The sequence below is a fragment of the Pseudomonas sp. CFBP2511 genome (assembly GCF_030209255.1).
GTDB classification, from domain to species: Bacteria; Pseudomonadota; Gammaproteobacteria; order Pseudomonadales; family Pseudomonadaceae; genus Aquipseudomonas; species Aquipseudomonas avellanae.
This window is the reverse complement of record NZ_JARVSI010000006.1, coordinates 155,640-177,297: the sequence shown is the minus strand read 5'-3', so window position 1 is coordinate 177,297 and position 21,658 is coordinate 155,640. Positions and strand designations below refer to the sequence as shown.

Sequence of the window (21,658 nt, the reverse complement as noted above, 5' to 3'; positions counted from 1 at the left end):
ATAAAAGGTCCATCCAGAAAAAAGGCGTCGTTCGACGCTTTGCCAGTGCAAATGCCGAAACGACGCCGTTGTCCATGCACCTCTCCGTCGTTGGAGTGAGTGCCGATAACGGGTTCAAGCAAGGCATATGCCAGCGTCAACGCCATGAAGTTTATCGAGTGCCTCGCCTGCGCCGTCCACACACGTCTATAATCGCCACCCTGAATTCAGCTGCTCACGAGCCTATCCCGCCATGTATAACCTGGCCCGCCAGTTACTGTTCAAACTTTCCCCGGAAACCTCGCACGACCTTTCGCTGGACCTGATCGGTGCCGGTGGACGGCTGGGCCTCAACGGCTTGCTGAGCAAGTCTGCGGCGAAGTTGCCGGTCAGCGTCATGGGCCTTGAGTTTCCTAACCCGGTAGGGTTGGCCGCCGGCCTGGACAAGAACGGCGCCGCCATCGACGGGTTTGCGCAACTGGGTTTCGGCTTTGTCGAGATCGGCACTGTGACACCCCGTCCGCAGCCGGGTAACCCCAAGCCGCGTATTTTCCGCCTGCCCAACGCAGAAGCCATTATCAACCGCATGGGCTTCAACAACCTGGGTGTCGATAACCTGGTGTCGAGGGTCGAAGCGGCAAAGTATCGCGGCATTCTGGGCATCAATATCGGCAAGAACTTCGACACGCCGGTCGAGCGCGCGGTGGACGATTACCTGATCTGTCTGGACAAGGTCTATGCCCACGCCAGCTACGTCACCGTCAACGTCAGCTCGCCGAATACGCCGGGGCTGCGCAGTCTGCAGTTCGGCGATTCGCTCAAGCAACTGCTTGAAGCTCTGAGCCTGCGCCAGCAGGAACTTACGCAGCGGCACGGCAAGCGCGTGCCGCTGGCGATCAAGATTGCCCCGGACATGACCGATGAAGAAACCGTGCTGGTCGCCGCCGCCCTGATCGAGTCGGGCATGGACGCAGTGATCGCCACCAACACCACACTGAGCCGCCAGGGTGTCGAAGGCTTGCCGCACGGTGACGAAGCGGGTGGTTTGTCGGGCGCGCCGGTTCGCGAGAAAAGCACGCACATCGTCAAGGTACTGGCCGGCGAACTGGCAGGCCGAATGCCTATCATTGCCGCTGGCGGTATCACCGAAGGCCGGCATGCAGCCGAGAAGATAGCCGCAGGCGCCAGCCTGGTGCAGATCTACTCGGGCTTCATCTATAAAGGCCCGGCGCTGATTCGCCAGTCGGTGGATGCCATCGCGGCGATGCCACGCACAGCGAGCTGAATCGCAGGCAAAAAAAGGGGCTCTTCGAGAGAGCCCCTGGGCTTTGGCCCGCCGCCCGGGTCGGGCGTGCATGGTACAGGTGTGAATCAGTCAATCATGTGAGTGGCCCGTCGAGGCCTGACAGTCTTTCAGTCTTTGAATCGCCTCATCCGACCGCGTGAAGTTCGTTGAGTCTGTGGATGCCCGCAGTGCCGGTCATACCGTCCCAGTTGTCGCCGCGTCCTTCGCGCCAGCCATTGATCCATGCCTGGCGTACTGACGGTAGAGTAAAAGGGCAAAGCTCACGGGATTTACCATGAACGCCGTATTGATATCCGCGTAAAAAAGCTCTTTCCAACGGATCACGCTTAAGTCTTCTCATAGGGTAATGCCCTCGTCTGTTGACTGTAATATCCCTGAGACCCCGTGGTGGGGTCGGGCAGAGTCTTCTGCCGTTGGGGCCCGCTGCCGGCGTGGCGGGCCTTGATGCCATAACCATTGCGGAAATGACCTGAGTTGATTTCTAACCAAAGCGCAGGGTGATGTGAATGATCGTTTTGTCATAAGCACGTCACATTCAGGTCTGTCGAGCAATAAGCAATCGAGTGTTTCAGGACTGATTTCTGACGTAACCCTTTTGACATAGGGGTTTGAGCGTTGATTGAGATTGCTTATCAGGCTCAGATACTGGCTCTATGCCTTGGCTGTTAAGGCGACGAAGGGTCACTCTGCGCGCCGATGAAATGTGACTTTTCAGTCACAACTTTTCGTTCATGGCTTTCGACACGCATTGATCGCCGACCCATCGCCCGCTTATTGGCGACATGGTCCGGGCGGATATCTGTTCTAATACGCGCCATAACTGCCGCAATGACATGACAGGATCATGCGGTGGACCGGCACACATCATGTGCCACCCAGGCGTTCTCCACGAAAGACGCCTGTTCAAATCTGGCCGGGCAATGCGTTGCCCGCCGCTGACGGCTCAGGCCCTGGAAGACACATGTCGGATCGCTACGAACTTTTCCTTACTTGCCCCAAAGGCCTCGAAGGTCTGCTTGCCGAAGAAGCCACGGCGCTGGGTCTGCAAGAAACCCGCGAGCACACCTCGGCCATTCGCGGCTCGGCCGACATGGAGACCGCTTACCGGCTGTGTCTCTGGTCGCGTCTGGCCAACCGCGTGCTGCTGGTACTCAAGCGCTTCCCGATGAAGGACGCCGAAGATCTGTACCACGGCGTGCTCGATGTCGAGTGGCATGACCATCTCGAACCGGAAGGCACCATTGCGGTGGAATTCAGCGGCCACGGCTCGGGCATCGACAACACCCACTTTGGTGCATTGAAGGTCAAGGACGCGATCGTCGACAAACTGCGTACGCCCGAAGGCGAGCGCCCGTCGGTAGACAAGATCAACCCGGACCTGCGCGTTCACCTGCGCCTGGATCGTGGTGAAGCGATTCTGTCGCTGGACCTTTCCGGGCACAGCCTGCACCAGCGCGGCTATCGTCTGCAGCAGGGGGCTGCGCCGCTCAAGGAAAACCTTGCCGCTGCCATTCTGATCAGAGCCGGCTGGCCGCGCATCGCTGCCGAAGGTGGCGCACTGGCTGACCCGATGTGCGGTGTGGGTACGTTCCTGGTCGAGGCTGGCATGATTGCCGCCGACATCGCACCGAACATCAAACGCGAGCGCTGGGGTTTTTCGGCCTGGCTCGGTCACGTTCCGACGCTGTGGCGCAAGCTGCACGATGAAGCACTGGCGCGTGCCGAAGCGGGGCTGGCCAAAACGCCGTCGTGGATTCGTGGTTACGAGGCTGATCCGCGTCTGATCCAGCCCGGCCGCAACAACATCGAGCGTGCCGGGCTGAGCGACTGGATCAAGGTCTATCAGGGCGAAGTGGCGACCTTCGAGCCGCGCCCGGACCAGAACCAGAAAGGCCTGGTAATCTGCAACCCTCCTTACGGCGAGCGTCTGGGTGATGAAGCCAGCCTGCTGTACCTCTACCAGAACCTCGGCGAGCGCCTGCGTCAGGCCTGCCTGAACTGGGAAGCCGCAGTGTTTACGGGTGCGCCTGATCTGGGCAAGCGCATGGGCATTCGCAGCCACAAACAATATTCGTTCTGGAACGGCGCCTTGCCGTGCAAGCTGCTGCTGATCAAGGTCACGCCTGACCAGTTCGTGACGGGCGAGCGTCGCACGCCTGAACAGCGTCAGGTCGAGCGCGAAAACCCGGTCGAAGTCGAAGTGGTTGAGCGCAAGCTCAACAAGAACGGCAACCCGATCAAGCCAGAGCCGGTGGTGGTCGAGCAGGCGCGTCTTAGCGAAGGCGGGCAGATGTTTGCCAATCGCCTGCAAAAGAACCTCAAGCTGCTGGGCAAATGGGTACGCCGTGAAGGCATCGATTGCTACCGCGTCTACGATGCCGACATGCCCGAGTATTCGCTGGCGATCGACCTGTACCATGACTGGGTTCACGTTCAGGAATACGCCGCGCCCAAGTCCATCGACCCGGAAAAGGCTTCGGCCCGATTGTTCGACGCACTGGCCGCCATTCCTCAGGCCTTGAACATCGACAAGAGCCGTGTGGTGATCAAGCGTCGCGAGCGTCAGAGCGGCACCAAACAGTACGAGCGTCAGAGCGCGCAGGGGCAGTTTCTGGAAGTCAGTGAAGGCGGCGTCAAGCTGCTGGTCAATCTGACCGATTACCTGGACACCGGCCTGTTTCTCGACCATCGGCCAATGCGTATGCGCATTCAGCGCGAGGCCGCGGGCAAGCGCTTCCTCAACCTGTACGCCTACACCGCGACCGCCAGTGTGCATGCAGCCAAGGGCGGCGCGCGCAGCACCACCAGCGTCGACCTGTCGCGTACGTACCTTGACTGGGCACGGCGTAACCTGTCGCTCAATGGTTTCTCCGACAAGAACCGTCTGGAGCAGGGCGATGTGATGGCTTGGCTACAGGCCAACCGCGACGAGTACGACCTGATCTTCATCGACCCGCCGACGTTCTCCAACTCCAAGCGTATGGAAGGTATTTTTGACGTGCAGCGCGATCAGGTCGAGCTGATCGACCTGGCGATGGCGCGTCTGGCGCCGGGTGGCGTGCTGTATTTTTCCAATAACTTCCGCAAGTTTGTGCTCGATGAGAACCTTGGCCAGCGCTATGCGGTCGAGGACATTACCGCGCAGACTATCGACCCGGATTTCGCCCGCAACGGCAAGATTCACCGCGCCTGGAAAATCACGGCGCGCGCCTGAGCAAGGAGCGCAGGGCGATGAACTGATGTGTAGCCTATTTGTACAGGTTTGTTCATCGTCCCCTAGGCAAATTACTGGCGAGTAGCTATAACAGAACTCATGGCCAGCCTGACGCTTCAGTAGCTTGGCGTCATGAGTTTCTGTTTATGGTAGCAAGACGTTTCAGGCTCAGAATGCTGAGCTTCATCAATGGCCAGCTCTCTGCGTGGCCAGTAGCGGTTTTGGCATTTCTGGTCGGCGCGGCGCTCACCGTCATGTTGGCACTCGCTGACAACGAGCTGTATCAGCGGCAACTGCGTCAGCGCTTCGACATGTTGGCTGCGGAGCGCTTCAGCCGTCTTCAGGAGCGTCTGGACCGTCAGGTCACCCGGCTCGATACACTGGGCCGCTTCTTTGTCTTTTCCCATCAGGTAGAACAGTCGGAATTCAACGGCTTCGTCGCTCCGTTGCTGCTCGGCACCCAGGCGTATGCCTGGAACCCCAAAGTGACCCTGGCCGAGCGTTCTGCGTTTGAAGAGCAGGCGCGTAAGGAAGGCGCCGCCGGGTACGCCATCCGCGAGCTGGACGAGAACGGTGCACTAAAAGTGGCCGGTGTCCGGAATGAGTATTTTCCGGTGCGGTTCATCCAGACCCTCAGCAAAATTCCGGCACCGTCAGGTTTCGATGTGTTCTCCGAGCCGATCCGCCATTGCGCGCTGGAACGTGCGCGGCTGCTCAAGCGCATTGTCGCGACGCCGCGCATCAGTCTGCTGGCCCTGGACCCTTCCGACATTTACGGGATCCTGCTGGTCGCGCCGGTGTTCTCCTCTGAACGGCCATCTGAGCTCAGAGGGTATGTCTCTGCGGTCATCAGCCTGGCGCAACTGATGAGTGTCGGTACCGCCGAGCAGGACAACCTCGCAGTGACCATGCTTGACCTCAGTTCGCCAGCAAAACCCGAGCAGGTTTACCAGTCGCCGATTGCCGGCCTGCACAATCAACTGTATGCCAGCAGCCTGCTGAGCCTGGGCGACAGGGATTATCTGGTTGAGGTTCGCCCTACGGAAATTTTCAGCCTCAGCAATCAGACCATCATGCCGGGCCGGGTCCTGTGGCTTGGCGGGTTATTGAGCCTGATGCTCAGTGCCTTGTTGTACAGCCTGATCAGCCAGCGCCAGCGCGCCTTGCAGCGTGTGGCGCAACGCACCCGTGAGCTGCGCCAGCGCGAGCAGCAGTTGCGGGCCGCACATGGGCAACTGCGCAATGTGCTCGATGCTGCGACCGAAGTGGCAATCATCGCGACTGATCTGGACGGGCTGATCAACACCTTCAATGTCGGCGCCCAGAAAATGCTCGGGTACACCGAAGAAGATGTGGTGGGCAATCTGCGGCTCATGGACCTCTATCAGTCCGCCGAACTCGAGGCACGCGCGAGCGCCCTGAGCAAAGACCGTGGTCGGCCGATCAGCGCCTCGCAACTTATGTTTCTCGATGCCGTACAGGACGGCACTCACCCGTCGCAGGAGTGGACGCTGCAACGCAGCGACCGCAGCACGCTGGTGGTGGACATGCTGGTCACTGCCGTGCGCGATGACCAAGGACTGTGGACCGGGTATCTGGCCGTGTGCATCGACGTCACCGAGCACAAGCGCGTCAACGAAGCCCTTGCCGCGAAGGGGCAGTTGTTGAAGAAGCTGGGTTCGCAGGTGCCCGGCGGTATTTATCAGTACCACCTGGCTGTGGACGGCAGTGCGCGTTTCAGGTACGCCAGCGCGGGCATGTGCGAACTCTTCGAGGTGCAAGAAGCGCAGTTGCTGGGCGACTCCGAGGCGGTGCTGCGGCGTATTCAGCCGGCGGATCTGATACGGGTCAGAAGCTCGATTCTTGCCAGCGCCAGGCACCTGACGCCCTGGAGCGAAGAGTACCGTGTCGACCTGCCACGCAAGGGCGCGCGTTGGCTGAGCGCGGCTTCCACGCCGGAGCAACTGGCGGACGGCAGTGTGCTGTGGCACGGTTTTGTGTCCGATATCACTGACCTCAAGCGCGTCGAAGAGGAACTGCGAGCGCTGTCGGTGACTGACGTGCTGACCGGTGCCTATAACCGGCGCTATTTCCAGGACCGCATGCAGGCCGAACTGAAAAGAATCGACCGGCACGGGGGCAACCTGTCGATCATCATGCTCGACATCGACCACTTCAAACGCATCAATGATCGCTTCGGGCATGCCGCAGGCGATCAGGTGCTCAAGGCTATTTCGGAAAAGATCAGTCAGCGCCTGCGCAGCGACGATGTGTTCTGTCGTCTGGGTGGCGAAGAGTTTATGGTGGTGTGCCCAGGCACCCGAGGCGGGCAGGCTTATCAATTGGCCTTGAGCTTGCGCGAAGGGCTGCGCAATCAGGTGATCGAAGGCGTTGATCAGGTGGTGACGGCCAGCTTCGGGATTGCCAGCTGGCGCGCAGGCGAGGGGATCGACACGATGCTGCTGCGCGCCGATTCGGGCGTGTACGCCGCCAAGCAGGCTGGTCGGGATCGGGTCGAGCCCGAGCAGCTCTGAGCAACTGCCGGCAACCCGATATGTGAACGGGTTGCCGCGGCTGCTACTGCTGGATCGAGACCGTGGTGTTGGCCAGCTTGGGCTGGCGATACAGGTCGATCAGCACCTCATCCAGAATCGAAGACGCCCCGAACGGACGCGGATCGTTGAGGATCGCCACGACTGCCCAGGTGTTGCCATTGCTGTCGCGGCTGAAACCGGCAATCGCGCGAACGGTGTTCAGGGTGCCGGTCTTGATGTGGGCCTCGCCCAGTAGCGGCGTACGCTTGAGGCGTTTGCGCATGGTGCCGTCAAGCCCTGCCAGCGGCATCGAACTCATGAATTCGGCGGCATACGGGCTGCGCCAGGCGGCCTGCAGGATAATCGCCATCTCGCGGGCACTGACCCGCTCCGCACGCGAAAGACCCGAGCCGTTCTCCATGACCAGATGCGGCGCGGTAATGCCTTTTTTCGCCAGCCACTGGCGAATCACCCGCTGCGCGGCCTTGCCGTCGTCACCATCGGCTTCGTTGCGGAATTCTTCGCCCAGGCTCAGGAACAGCTGCTGGGCCATGGTGTTGTTACTGAATTTGTTGATATCGCGAATGACTTCGACCAGGTCCGGGGAGAACGCCTTGGCCAGCAGCTTGGTGTTGGTCGGCACGACGCCGACGCGATCCTTGCCCAGAATGGTGCCGCCCAGTTCCTGCCAGATGGCCCGCACCGCGCCTGCGGCGTAGGTCGGGTGGTCGAGCAGCGACAGGTAGGTCTGGGAGTTGCAGCCGTTGCCCAACTGGCCAGTCACGGTCACATTGACGCTGCCGTCAGCCTGAGTCACCGGGTTGTAACGCACATCGCCCGTGCATTGTTTCGAGGCAATGGCCTTGACCTGGTTATCGACACGAATGGTGGCAATTGGCGGCTCCACAGACACGAGGATTCTGCCGTCATCGTTGCGCGTCACAAAGCGCAACGCCTTGAGGTTGACCATCAATGCGTCGGGTTTGACCAGAAACGGCTTGTTTTCATCGTTGCCGTCGTCATTGAACTCAGGCAATTGCGGCTGCACGAAATGGCTGCGGTCCAGCACCAGGTCGCCGGTCACCTGCTGCACGCCATTGGCGCGCAGGTCACGCATCAGCAGCCAGAGCTTTTCCATGTTCAGCTTGGGGTCGCCGCCCCCCTTGAGGTAAAGGTTGCCGCGCAGCACGCCGTTGCTCAGGGTGCCGTCGGTGAAGAATTCGGTTTTCCACTGATGGGTCGGGCCGAGCATTTCCAGCGCGGCGTAGGTGGTGATGAGCTTCATGGTCGACGCCGGGTTCACCGACACATCGGCGTTGAACACGGTGGGTGTGCCGGGACCATTGAGCGGCAACATGACCAGCGAGAGCGCATCATCGCCAAGCTTGCTGGCTTTCAGGGCCTGCTGAACCTTTGGGGGCAGCGTGGTGTTGATGACGGCGGCGTAGGAGGGCAGAGCCAGTGGCAGAAGCATCGAGGCGAGCAACAATGGACGGAGCGATTTGATCATTGAATAAAACCCTACTGCAAAGAGGGGGATAAAAAAGAGGGCATGGATGAATTCCCTCGGTAACTTTTTCGTCGATATCGGCAACTATAGTAGTGAATGCGCGGCGATTTTTTTGTAACACCGAATGCCACGCATGAAACGAGCCGCATTATGCCCCAAGCGGGGCAGGCTTGTGACGTGGGGCACCCCAGTTAACGCTATTTTTTATCGAGCCCGCTTGCATGGCCCCGAAAATGGTCTGTGTGCGTTGTACACCGCAATTGTCGGGCTTTTAAGTCGCCAAGCTGGTAAAGTGCCGCCCGATATTTATTGATGAGGATTGTCCCATGGCCACTAACCGCTCCCGCCGTCTGCGCAAAAAACTATGTGTGGACGAGTTCCAGGAATTGGGTTTTGAACTGAACCTGGACTTCAAGCAAGAGCTGGATGACAAGGCAATCGATGCGTTCCTTGATGCTTTCCTGAAAGAAGCAATGGAAGCCAACGGTCTTGGTTATGTGGGCGGCGACGACTTCGGTCTGGTTTGCCTGAGCAAGCGCGGCTCGGTCAGCGAAGAGCAGCGTGCTGCTGTTGAAGCCTGGCTCAAAGGCCGCAGCGAACTGACAGAAGTTACTGTCAGCCCGCTGATCGACGTCTGGTACCCGGAAAAAGAAATCAATCCGGCCGCCTGATGTAACAGGGAAGCAGGCCAACGCCTGCTTCCCTGGCTGTTCCTCCCCCCCGTTAAAGCCCGCCGTTTCAACGTTTTTTACGTCTTCTCCAGCGCTTTGCAGTCAGGTCTTCGCCTGTTGCAGCATCAGCGCGTCCTCAAGTTCGATCATCGCCAGTTCGACAATCTGCTTGCAGGTGTGGAAATGCTCATCCGGCACGTCCGGTTCGCAGGCCAGTTCAAGCGCGTCACAGGCCCGTACCACGCTGGCCGCACTGATAATGCGCGCAGCGCCCTTGATTCTGTGGGCCAGCTCACGTGTTTCGATACGGTCGTTGTCAGGCATCAGCCTGGCGAGCACCAGCCGATCTTCATGGTTGCTGTGTTGCAATTGCGTGATCAGGCGCTCGACCATTTCCGGGCGGTTGCCGGTCAGGCTGCTGATGCTGTCTAGGCTGAACGGAGGATGCGCACGTGCCAGTGGAGAGATCGCCGTCAACCGCTCGCTGAGCATCGACAGGCTGATGGGTTTGAACAGGCAGTCGTCCATGCCTGCTGCGCGACAGCGCTCGATCTCGTCAGGCTGGGCATTGGCCGTGAAACCCCACACGGGGCAGCGTGGCTGCTCCGTCACGCTTTCATGAGTGCGCAGTGCCGAGGTCATGTCATAGCCGTTCATGATCGGCATGTTGCAGTCGGGAACATCACGATGGCGTAACTAATTGATTTTAAAGGGCATAAAATCCTCCCCAAAACTCCCCCAATATATCCCTAAAACGAATCACGCGACGTCGATCCACTCAGACCCGCGACCATCCTTGTACATCTCAGTCATCGCTGCGTTGCGGTGACCCAGCAGCTTCTGAGGATCACGGCCTTCTGCCGAATGGAGTCGTGCAGCAAGCGAGCGCATTTCGTGAAAGCTTGGCGGGTTCTCCCCAAGGTCTATTCCGAGAGCTGCGGCACCCTTGTCCCTGGCCTGAGCGAACGCAAGAGTCAACGTGGTCAGCTTTATTGGGCTCCCTGCTTTTGCAACTGCGACTGTCCTCGTGTGGTGGACCAGGTGCTTTGACAAAACCCTGTCTCGGCACATTCGCACGACGCTCGACAGATCAAGGTCTATCGCCTCGAGTCTGAGGGCCGTGCTGATCCGCAGACGAGCGCCGGTCTTTGATTGAACGACGTGCAAGAAGCCGTCGTACTCGTCCTTGAACAGCATCGAAGCAATATCATCCCTGCGCTGGCCCGTTAGCAGGGCAAGCTCCATTGCTCTTTTCAGCCAAGGTCTATCGGTAGCCGCATGCGCAGCTTTCCAGAGCTCAAGGCTCAAGCGTGAGCGTTTCACCTTTGAGCGTGCCGCCTTCGTCGCATCAACCGGATTCAGGTCGCACCATCCAGCTGCAATGGCTTCGGTAAAAACATCTCGCAGTAGCGACCGTAAAGCCTTGGACATTGGCGCTTTCCCTGCCTTGGTGAAGGTCGCGAGAAATGTAGCAATATCCATCGTCCGTATGCTGCGCAAGTATCTGCTACCGAATGCATCTTTGAGTGCTTTGAGCCTACTTTTGATGCTGCGAGTCGTATGCGAGCTCAATCCTCTTTCTGGGTAGATCAGATCGTACTCAACAAGCCAATCGGCAAATGTTCGGTCCTGCTCTGCAATAGGCTCGGCAAGACGCTCTCGCAGCGTCGGCTTAAGCACATCGGCATGATTAGCGGCAACAGCCTCCATGATTGCTGCCGCCTTGTCCTTGCCCAGGCCAAACATTCGCCCGGTAACCGGATCTCGGTATGTGTAGTAGGTGTGCCCGTTACGCTTATCGGTTTTACGGTAAAGGTTGGGCGGCAGGTCTTTCGACCCAGCGTTACGCGGCCTTGGGACCATTACGTGCACTCTCTATTCGGCTTATCAGGCTGCCGCCCGTAATACGGACAACGGGTTTTTCAGGCTCGCTGTATTGCGCCTCGGCTTCGACATAATAGCTGCGGCCATGCTTCACAGGCGCTGGCGCTATCCGGCCTTCGCGGGCCCACTTTCGCAGTGTGTTTAGACTGGGCGGCGTCCGGAACTGGTCTGCCGCCCACTCGTCGAGGGTAACTTTGCTCATGATATTGCTCCGGGCCGCGTTGGGCGGCGGAAGGGGTTACAGATTGACGGTTAGGCTGCTCGGATCGAACGGCTTGCCTTCGGGGTCTGGCACCAGTACGGGTACGTGCTGACGGATGAAGTCGTCGAAGCATTGAGGGCAGTAAACGGCGCGGGTCGTAATAAGCTGGCCGTGCCCCTTGTAATCGCACTTCGGGCACTTGATCGCGGCAGGGATGATGTAGGCCATTTGCATGGTAGGCATGTGGAGTCCTCGCCCGCCGATCACCGGCAGGCTCTGTAGGGAAGGATTATTGAGGTGTCTTGCTCAGCACGGCGTCAGCCACTTTCATGGCCGCCTGCGCATCGTTGACGTAGGCGGGATCGAAGCCGCCGCGCAGGTGGATGGTTGCCTGGCATGCGCGGAGGTTTTCTCGTGTGAGCTTTAGTGCTGCCACCAGTTCTTCACGCAACTCCGCCTCGGCGCGTCCAAGATCATAGAAGCGCTCACCCCAGTGGCCGGGAGGTGGTGGATTCGTGCCTTGAAAGCCAAACCCCATCGCGCCCACTGCCGCATCCAGAAGATCGCGTTTGTACGCGTTGTCTCCGTCAATGCTCAGACCGTTTCGGCGGAGAGCATCAAAAGCGTTGTTCAGGTTCGCTTCCGGCGATGGCAGGACCAGGTCGAAGTCGTCACTGCCTGGGCGAACAGCGATTACGAACAGCTCGCAGTCGAGTGGGAGTTGCACGGCAATGTCAGGAAGGGCATTTATGATTGCTTCGCGCAGGTGGTGCTTTGGACTGGCCATAAAAATACCTCGCCCGCCGATGCGGCAGGCTGTAAAGGGAAAGGGGATATCAGGCAGGTGTTGCCGATCACTGCTATCGTCCAGGCAGCCAGCAGGAGCTGGGGTAGCATCAAGGAGATGCATGGTCATGGAATGCACCACAACCACGAACGAGGTTTACGGGCCGTATAACGCCAAGCTGGGTCAGCGCGGTGCTGACGGCAACATTTGGTCGGGCAGAATTCTGATTTTCAGAATCATCGACGACCGGGTCTACTCAATGCACGAGCAGTACCTGGGCCGGCTCAAGTACGGTATGGCGATGACTGACAGGGGAGAGCTGATCTTTATCGTGCGGTAGGCTCACGGCGTCACGCGCTTGAACTCGACGACCCAGACCCACGGGTTCGATCGCCATGAGCCGTCGCCGTTGATCATCGTCCAGAGCCCGGCGAACAGTTCCTGTGGCGAGTAGTCATTTCCGTCTGGGTCGATGTCCTGTTTACAGTTCATGACGCCCTCGGCCAGTGCCTGCTCTTCGCATATGTCCTGCAATCGCTCGACGCGCACGTCGGTGATTTCCAACAGGATGCGGCTGGCCCAGCGAGGGATATGGATGGATGGGCGCCACCGGCCTTCTTTGCCGCCGAGCAAATCTTCTGACCAGCAGGCAAATTGGTAGGGCTTCGAGCGCGGATCGTCGTAGTTAAATGCGCCGTCCTCATCAAGGAAGCTGGCATCTTCCATCAAGTCGCGCACGTCGGCGTCTGCTCGATACGCGATGCCTGGTGCGCCCTGCAAATTCACATCTGACCACGTCTCTCGCACCCACAGCCGGTCGCTCGCCTTGCCGTATGGGCATTTAGGCAGGGCTGCATAAGGCTGGGATCCGGTAGGCAGCCACCAGTCGTGGCTATGGCCAGAATGACGCGACTCAAGTGCTGGCTTTACGGACCACGGCCCTTCGCAGTACTGCGGCTTTACCACTCGCCGCGTAACCGTCTTCTGGCCGGACAGGATGGCGCGCACCATCGGCGCACTGAACAGGATCGGTCTTTCCTTGGCCTGGGTCATGGCGTCACCAGCCGCTGCGCCCACTGCACGTATGGGCCGTCGTCCGTATCGAAGATGCCCAGAAGAAACCAGCCGGGCTCAGCGGGTGCTTCAGGCTCCCAGCCGAGGCAGTTAGCTGCTCCTTCTTCCCAGTAAGGGTGCGATTCAAGTTCGGCATCCATGTGCCAGCCGACCACCTTCAACTGCTGGTCATCAAGCCAGGCTTTGTAGGCGGCATGGTCTTCATCGAAATTCGGGATTCCTGGGTGATACCAGTAGCCGTCCTCGTCGCGAGTGACTTCGACGGGGCCTATCAACTTTTCTTCGGGCATGACTTCGTCCTTGCCGCACACGCGGCTGACATTGAATTGATTGAGAGGGGGGGTTAATGCGGGGTGTTCAGCTTGGCGACTTCATCAAGGCAGGCGTTCCAATTCTTGGCCTCGCCAACCGCCGCTGCATGCTGGTCAGCGCTTTCAAACTCGTCACGTGCGGGTAGGTCAAGGCGTTCAGGCATCACCACCTTCGCCGTGGCTGGCTGGGCGTGGCGATCCGGGTACACTCCAGGGAGCGGAGACATCGCCGGCTTCGCGGCCTGCTTGGCGCGGATCTGATCTACCTTTGTCCAGATGCGCGCCAGCTCGGTTTCGGCAGCCGAATGCATATCCAGTTCATTCGCCAAACACAGCGCCGCGAGCGTGACCATTACGCCGCCGACTTCTTGGGCGGGCTCCCCGATTGACCGGCCGTACACGTAATCCACGAGCTGGTGCGCTTCGTCTGCCGTTGCTCCGCCCGCCTGAACAAGCTCAAGAGCCTCTTCGAGAAAACGATGATTGCGCTCTTGGCGATCCGACGATATTTCAGCGCCGAAGCACGCCTCCATCCACGGCTGAACGCGAGGTTGGAACGGCTCGCCCTGCTGGTCGGCTGGCAGGGCGCGGCGATTGAGAATCTCAAATAGCTCGGGTCCGAAGTCAGCTATCTGGTTAACATCGATCAGGCGCTGGCGCATACGCTCCAGCAGCTCACGCGACACACGCACGTCGTTCGGTTTGTTGGTCATGACCAGCCTGCCTCATTGATTTGTAGCGTGAGTTTCAAGTCAATCGCCTGGAGCAAAACCTTTCGGTGGGCGATTGCCTTGTCCAGGTCATCCCTCGTGGCCTTGAGTCGCTCAGCCATGCACACCAGGCAGCCAGCCTCACCCAGACCTTTTTCGTACCATGAATTCGGCTGCTCGAATCTCAGGTCATGGATCGTGCAGAGCATTACGTTGACGTCGGTCATGCCGGCTCGCTCCCGGCTGGGTTGGACAGGGCGGCATCGATCTTCCTGCAATCTTCTGCGCTTACGTCGCCGCTGCCCCATGCAAGGCCGAGCATTCGATGCAGCGCATCACCCCGCGCCTTGAGCTGGTCGCGCTCATCGATTGCAGCGTTGTAAAGCCCCTCAAAAGATTCTTCTTTCAGTTGCTCAATCATTGATTCCTGAGCCATTGTTGTTTCAGATAATGTCTCCGCCTCGGCCTTGAGCTGGTCGCGCTCTTTCTTGTAATCGTTCATGTGCTGAACAATCAAAGCGCCTCCTGCGCGCAAGTGCTCAATCTCGGCCTTTAGAGGGGCGAAGTGGGCGCTGACCCGGCTAACGGCGCGATCAATTCCCGCTTGAATAAACGGTGGAGGCGGCTCGTTTGCTGGCGGGCTCGTACTCGTCACTGCCGCTATCATGCCCATCAACGCTTCGGTCACGATCCGTTGCAGGCCAATACCATCAGGAACGCCGCCGAGCGCTGGCGGTTCGCGTTCTGCGGCCTGCTGCTCAAAGTAAGTCTGTGTAACGGTGCGCATCTGCGTGAAAACTCCGCAGGGGCCGAGCTCTTGAACTTCGTCCTCGATGCGACTGAACTGGCTACGAAGCCAGCCCGGTATTGGATGCTTGCTCATGATTTTTCCCCTGTGTATTCACGCCAAGCGACCTTCACGCCGTTGACCAGAAAGCCCCAGTCGCCTTTCCAGCGGCTGGTGATGAAGAGCGTGTACACGCCGCCGGGCGACACTTCGTCGATGCGGTGGTATTCGCCGTGGTTGAGCCGTGCGGTGTCGCCCGGCATCCGGTCGATGTACCCGGTGAGTTCCATGGCTGTGCCTGGTGGAAGGCCTGCATCAAGCAGCCTCTGTTCCGTGTACCAGCCACGCAGGATCACCGTGCGCGCATTCCACGGGTGGTCGTGCAGGTCCCGGTCGGCGTCAGGCCGCATGATGTGGTGCACGCGGATCGACCAGGGGCACCAGCTGATGCGGCCGAGGTGGGTCTCCCGGTCGTAGGCGTTGAACAGCCACCAGCGGCCCATGTACACCTCTTGGCCATCAGCTGACTGTATGTGCAGGTATGGGGTGCGCTTGGCGCGGGTGATGAGCCAGGCAGCGATTGCCGGGCGCGCGAGTACCTTGGCGAGCAGTCGCCAGAAGAGATTGATCATGATTACTCCGGGTTTGGCGTCGGTGATTGGCGGTTCGTGATCCATTCCGTCACGCTTGGAGTCACCATTAGCGCTGAGTGCTGATAAGTGGCGCTGAGCAGCAAATCCATAAGTGCCCGTGCTCTGCTTTCGAGATCGATGGGTGTAGATGGGAATCGCGGGTAGTTCAGTAGGCCAACGGTGTAGCCCGATTCCTCGCCACCGGTGTAAACAAAGGTGGTCGGTTGTATCGTTACGCATAGCCCTTGGCGCAGGCATTCAGCCCGTATCACTTGTTTTGCCACTTCGATCGGGCCAGAGAGGTGCAGTTCGATCCAGTAGGTTTCTGTGTTTCGGGAATTCATCGGTCATGATCTCGCTATAATGTCGGCCTCAGCCATTTCGCAAAAGAATGAGCACGCCGGCAATTTTTCGTTGCGCCTGATAGGGCCATCGCCGAGGTCCCTGAGCGAGAACCTTTCCTCGGTTTTTCGGTTTCGATGCAGGTAACTGCCTGGGCCTAATTCATCCTGCACCGCACAAAGCTCTTCGAATTGCACGGGAAAGTCCTGCCGGATGGCGCGGTAGTAACCCTCGCCACCTTTCACGCAGCCGATGCAGTTGGCGTTGTCGTAGCCCATCCGGTACATGAGAGGCAGCTCGATGCCTGCGCGCTGGATCATTGCCTTGCAATCTTCTTTGCCGAGACCGCGCTCAATCAGCGGAGCGATGACTGGGCGATCTGGGTTCCGCTCTCTGAAGTCATCAAGTCGGTCGACTTCTTCTGCCGTGTAGCCGAACACCATGACGTCACCTGGCTGTTTCCAAGAATCGAGTAGGCGGCGCTTGAGCAGCTTCGTACAGGGAGCTCCGTACTGGCTCTTCATGAAGCGCTCTCGGCGAAACACTTCGATGATGTCGGCCCCGTATTTTTCATCCCGCAGCACCGTCACTTGTCGCCCAAACCAAGCCTCGCAGTCGGTCAGAAAGCGCCGATTGTCTTCATGCTCGTTGGCCAGGTAGGCGTTGAGGATCTGCACGTCATGAGTTGCGCCGTAATCGGCCAGGGCCAGTTTCGTTGCCACCGCCGAGGCAGCACCGCAGCTGAACTGGCAGACAATGCGCGGTAAATGATCAGGCATAGTTCATCCTCGCCGGGGTGGCGTGAGTCGTTGAAGTGAGGTATTACTGCTTTATTAATTTGAAGCGCAAAAAGTAGGATGATTTATGGAGTATCTGCTAACTGCAAACGTGATTCTGGTGGTTGGGGTGGCAATCAAGGAGTTTGCCCTTCCGTACTTCGGTTCCTATGTTAAGTGGAAAGCACGAAATTTAGCTAATATCGAGGACTCAGGTCAGCTGACACGAATCGTGGAAGGTGTGAGGGCCGAGTTTGCGAAACCTTTGGAAAGCTATAAAAGCGAGCTTATTCATCAGCGGACAAAAGCAGACTGGCAGCGTGCTGAATATAAAGAAAAAATACTAATATTTCAGAGGCTTGCAAGACTGATGGTTTCTTCGTTGACACATTTGCAACTTCACCACACGATAACTTCTGGGGTCTATGCTTCTTTAGCTATGAGCCGTATTGCAAATATCGACGCCGCGTACAAGAAGCTATGCCTACAGACTCATAACGAAAATCTCGTAAAAATGGAGGATCATTACCTAGTCTGGAAAGATCTGATCGTTGATTTAAAGGCCGTTACCTATGAGGTTGATATATTTTTTACTAATAATTCTGCTAGCCAAATTCGAGAGTTCGCCCTTTTTTTAGAGCAGCTAATCGTTCCTGCAGTGATGTCAGAGCAACTGAGTAATGCCGCCAAAAAACTCAGTCATGAGATTTCTGATAGAGACGTTTTGCGCGAAAAGCTTAGGGATATTTACGATGCAGAATGGTTCCACAAAATTCCTAGTCAGCGGGCATCCGAAGTAATTAACGAGCTACGAGATCATTTGCGCACCCAGGCAGATTCGTTTCATTAAGGCCGCTTTTAGGCATGCTCCTGCCGAGGCGTTCAGCGCAATAGGTGAGGGTTACGCGGCCTTGGCGACTGGTTCGGCCAATGCTTGCTGAACAGCTTCAACAATACGCAGCAGATAGTCGTATTCGTGGTTGCGCTCCACGGCGCGCTCGCCGACCGGGTAATGCCACTCATCACCAAACAGGTCCGTCAGAAAATCGCTGTATTGCCAGCAATCGTTTTGGGTTTCGATACCGCTCAGGTCTTCGATGCGGTCCCAAAGATTTCTGGCGTCTTCTGCGTCCAGCGAACCATTCTCCCAAGTGTGCATATTCCGATGGCGGCGGCGCTCGATCACACATTTGGCGGCCAGCGCCTTGAGCGCATTACCGCTGAACCGCGTGCTGTCGAGTCCGCGGCTCAGGCAGTTGAGAACGTAACCTGAATCGCACTTCGTCACGAACTGGGCCACAGTGCGCGGCCCCATTCCTCCCCAGTAGGCGTTCCAGCTCTTGTCCCAGCAGTTGATTGTGATTTTTCCCTGCGCTGCCTGGTAGCCAGGGTTGCCTTCAATTGGGCAGTCACGGCGGCCGAAGTCTTCGAGAAAAACGGTTATAGGATCAAGTCGCGGCACGTCCGAGATCACCAATTTGGTGACGGTGCTTGTTTCGATCTTCATGGCAATCTCCAGGCATGCGCCGCCCTCCGTGTCTGGTGGTGGCAAATTGGTATTGAATAAGGTATGAAGGGCGATAGGAGAGTGTTCTTCAAACTCTAATCACTATTACAGGGGATGATTTAATGGAATTCATGCGTAAAGAGGGATTTTTGCTGGCATTGCTTTCAATAGCCTCCTTTTGGGTTTGCTATATGTATGAAACGGGTTATGCAGATACTTTTGGGATATCCCACGAGCTGATTGATGTTGATCTGAAAGCAATGGTGATAGGCATTGCTGTCGTGGTGTTATCTTTAGTGCCTTTAGTCGGCTATTGCTACGTAATGTTTAAGCTTGGCTCGACGAAAAGTCGCCACAGTAGATGGTTTGCTATCAAGATGGTCATGCCATTGCCGATGCTTATGTGCCTTTATGTTAGCGGCTTCACATCGCTATTGATCTGGGTAGGCCTGGCATTTGCGGTGTTTTTTTCTACTATATCAGTCATCGTGGTAGCCATTAAGGCTCGGAAGATTGGCTGGATGAATGCTCTGGCAGCTGCGGCGGACTCAGAAGGCATTCAAGAACGGAATGGAGAGCGCACGCCCTCGGGAGATCCCACTATTTGGCATGGTTTTTTTGGTTTGGTTATGGCGTTTTTCATGGTTGTGATGGTTTCTCTAATTATTAGGGGAGTTGGAATAGGTGTTGCCAACACTAAAGTAGCATATCCATCATTTACTATGGATGGAAAAGTTTACGCTGTGCTTTCTAATTACGGTGATCGATTTGTACTGGGCGGGGTAGACGAGGGTCACTACAATGGAAATACTTATGTTATACCTAAGAATTCAGATAAGATTATTAATCTAAAACTGGTTAGATATAAAGGTTTTTTAAAATGAATTCTGTACTCCGTTCAATGGTGCTCATGTTTGGAATGACAATCCTGCTGCCTCGCATGCACCAGCACGCGATTATCGAGCAAGCGTGCGCTGCAGTGAGGCGTGACGAAATAAGTGTATTCAGTGTTTGTCCGTAGCGAATTGGTTGGGGGTGAGCTATAGATGATGACCGGCATAGGGCCGGCTCAAGGAGTGATCATGAACAGTCAGCCAGAAGAGTCAGACCAAGTTCGCCGCAACGGAATACTCGGCAGGGCCATCGGCCTGGATGCTTGGGAGGTCGCTCAATACGTCACGAACATCCAGAGGCATGATTCTGGCAGCGGGTACACGGTTCACTTTTCAATCGAGACCCCAGATCAGGTTCGGAAAAAAGTAGAGGGGTTGGATGCCGCGCTTTTCATCCATACAGGCCCTATCGACTTCGAAGGCTCACAGAAGAATCCTGAATAATCAGGTCATCTCCCTCCGTGTCCTATGGTGGCAAATTGGCTGGGGAGGTGAGCTACAGTTATGTAACAACTATTAAAATTTTCTTGGGGGAATGTTGTACATGGATGGAATAACCTATATTCAGAACCATACTTCTAATATGTCAAGGCGTTTGATTTGTGAGACATGTAAAATCGATCAGAAGCACATAGTTCTGACCTCGGTTCGTAAAAGAGACGAATATGACTTGATTTTTGCTATTACTGAGTATGAAGTTGTTCAGTGTCAGAATTGCGATGATATATCTTTTCGTAAGGAGTCATCTAATTCCGAAGAGTATCATTATGATCTTGAACTTGATAGGAATGTTCATTATGTGGATGTGGCGGTTTATCCATACAGAACTGCTGGGCGATTCAAACTGAAAGGTGTGAGTATTTTGCCAATAAAAGTCAAGGCCGCCTACGAGGAGCTAATTCAGGCGCTTAATGGTGGTCAAAAAATTTTGGCGGGGCTTGGTGTTCGTGTCCTAATCGAGATGATATGCAAGGATAAAAAAGCCGAAGGTGAAAATTTGTACAAGAAAATTGATAATCTAGTCAGTCTAGGGGTTTTGACTCCGTCAGGTTCTTATATTCTGCACAAGCTTCGCTCCATGGGAAATGACTCAGCTCATGATGCGCATGTGAGCAGCGCAGATCAACTTAATTTGGCGATGGATGTTGTAGATAACCTCTTGGATAGCGTGTACGTTCATCCTAAACTTGCAAGCTCGGTTTTTCCAGAAGATAAAAGTTGATATTCTGAAGCTCCCCGACTTTTGATGCATCAGTCGGGGCGCTGGTAATTTATTTTTATGCAGAGAAGCTGCCTAACGCCAGTTGAGCTGCATCGCCCACCTTCGCTTCAAGCACCGACTTGAACTCTTGTGCGATCTCTTCGCGCTGCACGTCCTCGCCGACCCAACGCAGCTTCAACACCGGCTGTGCGCCGCTGGTGATGACCGAGATTCGCAGGATGGTCTCGCGCAGTTGCAGGCCTTCAAACGGCACTGCCGAGAAGATCAGCGACGTGGGCAAGGTTTCCTTGCTGGTCGCCTCGATGGCATCCATTGCGCTGCGACTGGCGCGTGTCTCGCTGACGGTGTGATCGCTTTCCGACGATGCCTTGACCGTGATGGTGCGCACGGCTGCGATGGCTTTGGCCAACGGGATGTTCTGCAGCTCATCACCGACCGCCGACAGCGTGCTGTGCCAGTCTTCAATCCAGTCGCTCATATCCTTCTGCGACATGGCCCGGCCACTGATGGCCTGCACGGCCTGGTAGGCAGCAGTGGGTTTGAGCTTCAGCACGGCACGGTCATCTGCGTGGCCTGGCACTTCCTCGTTGCCTAGGTTGAACAGCACCGAACAGGTCATTTCGTCCTGATTGATGAAGCCTTTTGCGTCGGCGACCGCCCGGTCGGACACGTATTTGGCGAAGTCCGCCAGGGAGTTGGTGGAGAAGGTGCCACGGAAGCGGCTGCGGCCTGCGCCGAATTGCTCAAGGTTCACGATCTTCGCGCCTTCCGGCAGAACGATGGTTGGCACGGTGGTGCCCAGGTCTTTGCCTTGGGCGATCAGCGCGTCATCGATGATCAGTTGAATTGCTTCTTTCGTGAGGGACATATTTCAGTTCTCGTGGTGGGGAGCGATTAGGAGCGGGGAACGATGGGTGCCTGGTCACGCGTGAACAGCTGGTCATGCTTTTCGGCGAACAGCGTGATGTTGCCGCCGGAGCCGACGTGCATCGGAGTATCAAGGCTGGTGTTCTCGCTGCGGGTGCCGCGCTTGGTCGGCACTTTGTAGTCGAGCTTGTGCTTGATCTTCACTTGGCTCGACTCGCCGATCTGGGTGAAATCCAGAGTGATGACCAGCTTTCCAGCCTTGCCGTGGTCAACCACACCGGCAGCAACTTCGGAAAGGGCGTGGCCGATCTGACTGGCGAAAGCGCCGCCATTCAGTTCGTTGAGGAATTCGGTGGTATCTGTCGCTTTCGACATAGCTTTGGCTCCGTGGGCGTTATTCCACTGGGTGGGATATTGAGTTGAAGGGGGCGGCGGCGATGGTTGGCGCGG

General features: G+C 57.0%; 26 protein-coding genes and 1 pseudogene. 9 read left to right on the top strand and 18 right to left on the bottom strand.

Going from position 1 to position 21,658, the window contains the following annotated elements; translation table 11 throughout:
* Nucleotides 1-232 precede the first annotated feature (232 nt).
* Nucleotides 233-1,264: a quinone-dependent dihydroorotate dehydrogenase gene (locus QRN38_RS05630; RefSeq protein ID WP_005617422.1), complete on the top strand. Its 1,032-nt coding sequence runs from the start codon at nt 233-235 to the stop codon at nt 1,262-1,264.
* Nucleotides 1,265-1,409: 145 nt separating this feature from the next.
* Here the strand turns inward: QRN38_RS05630 and rmf are convergent, their stop codons facing one another.
* Nucleotides 1,410-1,625: a ribosome modulation factor gene (gene rmf / locus QRN38_RS05625; protein WP_002553055.1), complete on the bottom strand. Its 216-nt coding sequence runs from the start codon at nt 1,623-1,625 to the stop codon at nt 1,410-1,412.
* A 621-nt stretch (nt 1,626-2,246) separates the two neighbouring features.
* Between rmf and rlmKL the strand changes: the two genes are divergently transcribed.
* Nucleotides 2,247-4,499, top strand: coding sequence for a bifunctional 23S rRNA (guanine(2069)-N(7))-methyltransferase RlmK/23S rRNA (guanine(2445)-N(2))-methyltransferase RlmL (rlmKL, locus tag QRN38_RS05620; RefSeq protein WP_017709633.1), 2,253 nt, complete (start codon nt 2,247-2,249; stop codon nt 4,497-4,499).
* Nucleotides 4,500-4,645: 146 nt separating this feature from the next.
* Nucleotides 4,646-7,033 carry a sensor domain-containing diguanylate cyclase gene (locus QRN38_RS05615; RefSeq protein WP_054090913.1) on the top strand — a complete coding sequence of 796 codons (2,388 nt, stop codon included), beginning with the start codon at nt 4,646-4,648 and terminating at the stop codon, nt 7,031-7,033.
* Between the two features lie 43 nt (nt 7,034-7,076).
* Here QRN38_RS05615 and dacB read toward each other — a convergent pair whose 3' ends face one another.
* A complete protein-coding gene (gene dacB / locus QRN38_RS05610; RefSeq protein ID WP_010206370.1) occupies nt 7,077-8,543 on the bottom strand; it encodes a D-alanyl-D-alanine carboxypeptidase/D-alanyl-D-alanine endopeptidase in 1,467 nt (488 codons plus the stop codon).
* A 326-nt stretch (nt 8,544-8,869) separates the two neighbouring features.
* Between dacB and QRN38_RS05605 the strand changes: the two genes are divergently transcribed.
* Nucleotides 8,870-9,214 (top strand): YggL family protein, encoded by a 345-nt coding sequence (locus tag QRN38_RS05605; RefSeq protein WP_003346101.1) that lies wholly within the window; start codon nt 8,870-8,872, stop codon nt 9,212-9,214.
* A 102-nt stretch (nt 9,215-9,316) separates the two neighbouring features.
* Here QRN38_RS05605 and QRN38_RS05600 read toward each other — a convergent pair.
* The 5 genes and pseudogenes from QRN38_RS05600 to QRN38_RS05580 form a co-directional block, all read right to left on the bottom strand.
* Nucleotides 9,317-9,895: pseudogene (locus QRN38_RS05600) on the bottom strand (response regulator); the annotation flags it as partial.
* Nucleotides 9,896-9,973: 78 nt separating this feature from the next.
* Entirely contained in the window at nt 9,974-11,077 is a 1,104-nt protein-coding gene (locus QRN38_RS05595) for a phage integrase Arm DNA-binding domain-containing protein (protein ID WP_007244696.1), read from the bottom strand.
* Complete coding sequence (locus tag QRN38_RS05590) at nt 11,058-11,300, bottom strand: excisionase (RefSeq protein WP_007244695.1); 243 nt, start codon at nt 11,298-11,300, stop codon at nt 11,058-11,060. Before QRN38_RS05590 ends, QRN38_RS05595 begins: the two co-directional genes overlap by 20 nt.
* Nucleotides 11,301-11,336: 36 nt before the next feature.
* Nucleotides 11,337-11,543 carry a hypothetical protein gene (locus tag QRN38_RS05585; RefSeq protein WP_375233349.1) on the bottom strand — a complete coding sequence of 69 codons (207 nt, stop codon included), beginning with the start codon at nt 11,541-11,543 and terminating at the stop codon, nt 11,337-11,339.
* 46 nt (nt 11,544-11,589) lie between these two features.
* On the bottom strand, nt 11,590-12,087 hold the full coding sequence (locus QRN38_RS05580; RefSeq protein WP_054090916.1) for a hypothetical protein: 498 nt from the start codon (nt 12,085-12,087) through the stop codon (nt 11,590-11,592).
* Between the two features lie 121 nt (nt 12,088-12,208).
* Between QRN38_RS05580 and QRN38_RS05575 the strand changes: the two genes are divergently transcribed.
* Complete coding sequence (locus QRN38_RS05575) at nt 12,209-12,427, top strand: hypothetical protein (RefSeq protein WP_057418045.1); 219 nt, start codon at nt 12,209-12,211, stop codon at nt 12,425-12,427.
* Nucleotides 12,428-12,429: 2 nt separating this feature from the next.
* Here the strand turns inward: QRN38_RS05575 and QRN38_RS05570 are convergent, their stop codons facing one another.
* The 8 genes from QRN38_RS05570 to QRN38_RS05535 are packed head-to-tail and all read right to left on the bottom strand — an operon-like array spanning nt 12,430 to nt 16,722.
* Nucleotides 12,430-13,140: a hypothetical protein gene (locus QRN38_RS05570; RefSeq protein ID WP_054090917.1), complete on the bottom strand. Its 711-nt coding sequence runs from the start codon at nt 13,138-13,140 to the stop codon at nt 12,430-12,432.
* Entirely contained in the window at nt 13,137-13,451 is a 315-nt protein-coding gene (locus QRN38_RS05565) for a hypothetical protein (RefSeq protein WP_054090918.1), read from the bottom strand. Before QRN38_RS05565 ends, QRN38_RS05570 begins: the two co-directional genes overlap by 4 nt.
* Nucleotides 13,452-13,504: 53 nt before the next feature.
* Entirely contained in the window at nt 13,505-14,185 is a 681-nt protein-coding gene (locus QRN38_RS05560) for a hypothetical protein (RefSeq protein WP_232923959.1), read from the bottom strand.
* Nucleotides 14,182-14,409: a hypothetical protein gene (locus tag QRN38_RS05555; RefSeq protein ID WP_054090919.1), complete on the bottom strand. Its 228-nt coding sequence runs from the start codon at nt 14,407-14,409 to the stop codon at nt 14,182-14,184. Before QRN38_RS05555 ends, QRN38_RS05560 begins: the two co-directional genes overlap by 4 nt.
* Nucleotides 14,406-15,065, bottom strand: a complete 660-nt coding sequence (locus tag QRN38_RS05550) for a hypothetical protein (protein WP_057418046.1) — start codon at nt 15,063-15,065, stop codon at nt 14,406-14,408. Before QRN38_RS05550 ends, QRN38_RS05555 begins: the two co-directional genes overlap by 4 nt.
* Nucleotides 15,062-15,601, bottom strand: a complete 540-nt coding sequence (locus tag QRN38_RS05545) for a hypothetical protein (RefSeq protein WP_057418070.1) — start codon at nt 15,599-15,601, stop codon at nt 15,062-15,064. Before QRN38_RS05545 ends, QRN38_RS05550 begins: the two co-directional genes overlap by 4 nt.
* 2 nt (nt 15,602-15,603) lie before the next feature.
* The gene (locus QRN38_RS05540; RefSeq protein ID WP_144433554.1) at nt 15,604-15,945 is read right to left on the bottom strand and encodes a hypothetical protein; all 342 of its coding nucleotides are present in this window, start codon (nt 15,943-15,945) and stop codon (nt 15,604-15,606) included.
* Between the two features lie 3 nt (nt 15,946-15,948).
* Nucleotides 15,949-16,722: a hypothetical protein gene (locus QRN38_RS05535; protein ID WP_057418047.1), complete on the bottom strand. Its 774-nt coding sequence runs from the start codon at nt 16,720-16,722 to the stop codon at nt 15,949-15,951.
* Between the two features lie 85 nt (nt 16,723-16,807).
* Here QRN38_RS05535 and QRN38_RS05530 point away from each other — a divergent pair, with 85 nt between their 5' ends.
* Nucleotides 16,808-17,569, top strand: coding sequence for a hypothetical protein (locus QRN38_RS05530; protein WP_057418048.1), 762 nt, complete (start codon nt 16,808-16,810; stop codon nt 17,567-17,569).
* A gap of 51 nt (nt 17,570-17,620) precedes the next feature.
* Here QRN38_RS05530 and QRN38_RS05525 read toward each other — a convergent pair whose 3' ends face one another.
* Nucleotides 17,621-18,226 (bottom strand): phiTE_072 family protein, encoded by a 606-nt coding sequence (locus QRN38_RS05525; protein WP_057418049.1) that lies wholly within the window; start codon nt 18,224-18,226, stop codon nt 17,621-17,623.
* Between the two features lie 122 nt (nt 18,227-18,348).
* Between QRN38_RS05525 and QRN38_RS05520 the strand changes: the two genes are divergently transcribed.
* From QRN38_RS05520 to QRN38_RS05510, 3 genes are all read left to right on the top strand, one after another.
* Nucleotides 18,349-19,110 (top strand): hypothetical protein, encoded by a 762-nt coding sequence (locus tag QRN38_RS05520; protein WP_057418050.1) that lies wholly within the window; start codon nt 18,349-18,351, stop codon nt 19,108-19,110.
* A 198-nt stretch (nt 19,111-19,308) separates the two neighbouring features.
* Nucleotides 19,309-19,563 (top strand): hypothetical protein, encoded by a 255-nt coding sequence (locus tag QRN38_RS05515; protein ID WP_057418051.1) that lies wholly within the window; start codon nt 19,309-19,311, stop codon nt 19,561-19,563.
* 100 nt (nt 19,564-19,663) lie between these two features.
* Nucleotides 19,664-20,341 (top strand): DUF4145 domain-containing protein, encoded by a 678-nt coding sequence (locus tag QRN38_RS05510; RefSeq protein WP_057418052.1) that lies wholly within the window; start codon nt 19,664-19,666, stop codon nt 20,339-20,341.
* A 55-nt stretch (nt 20,342-20,396) separates the two neighbouring features.
* On the opposite strand, the gene QRN38_RS05505 is transcribed toward QRN38_RS05510, so the two are convergent.
* On the bottom strand, nt 20,397-21,209 hold the full coding sequence (locus QRN38_RS05505; protein ID WP_057418053.1) for a YfdQ family protein: 813 nt from the start codon (nt 21,207-21,209) through the stop codon (nt 20,397-20,399).
* A 26-nt stretch (nt 21,210-21,235) separates the two neighbouring features.
* Entirely contained in the window at nt 21,236-21,583 is a 348-nt protein-coding gene (locus QRN38_RS05500; protein WP_057418054.1) for a YfdP family phage-associated protein, read from the bottom strand.
* Nucleotides 21,584-21,658 lie beyond the last annotated feature (75 nt).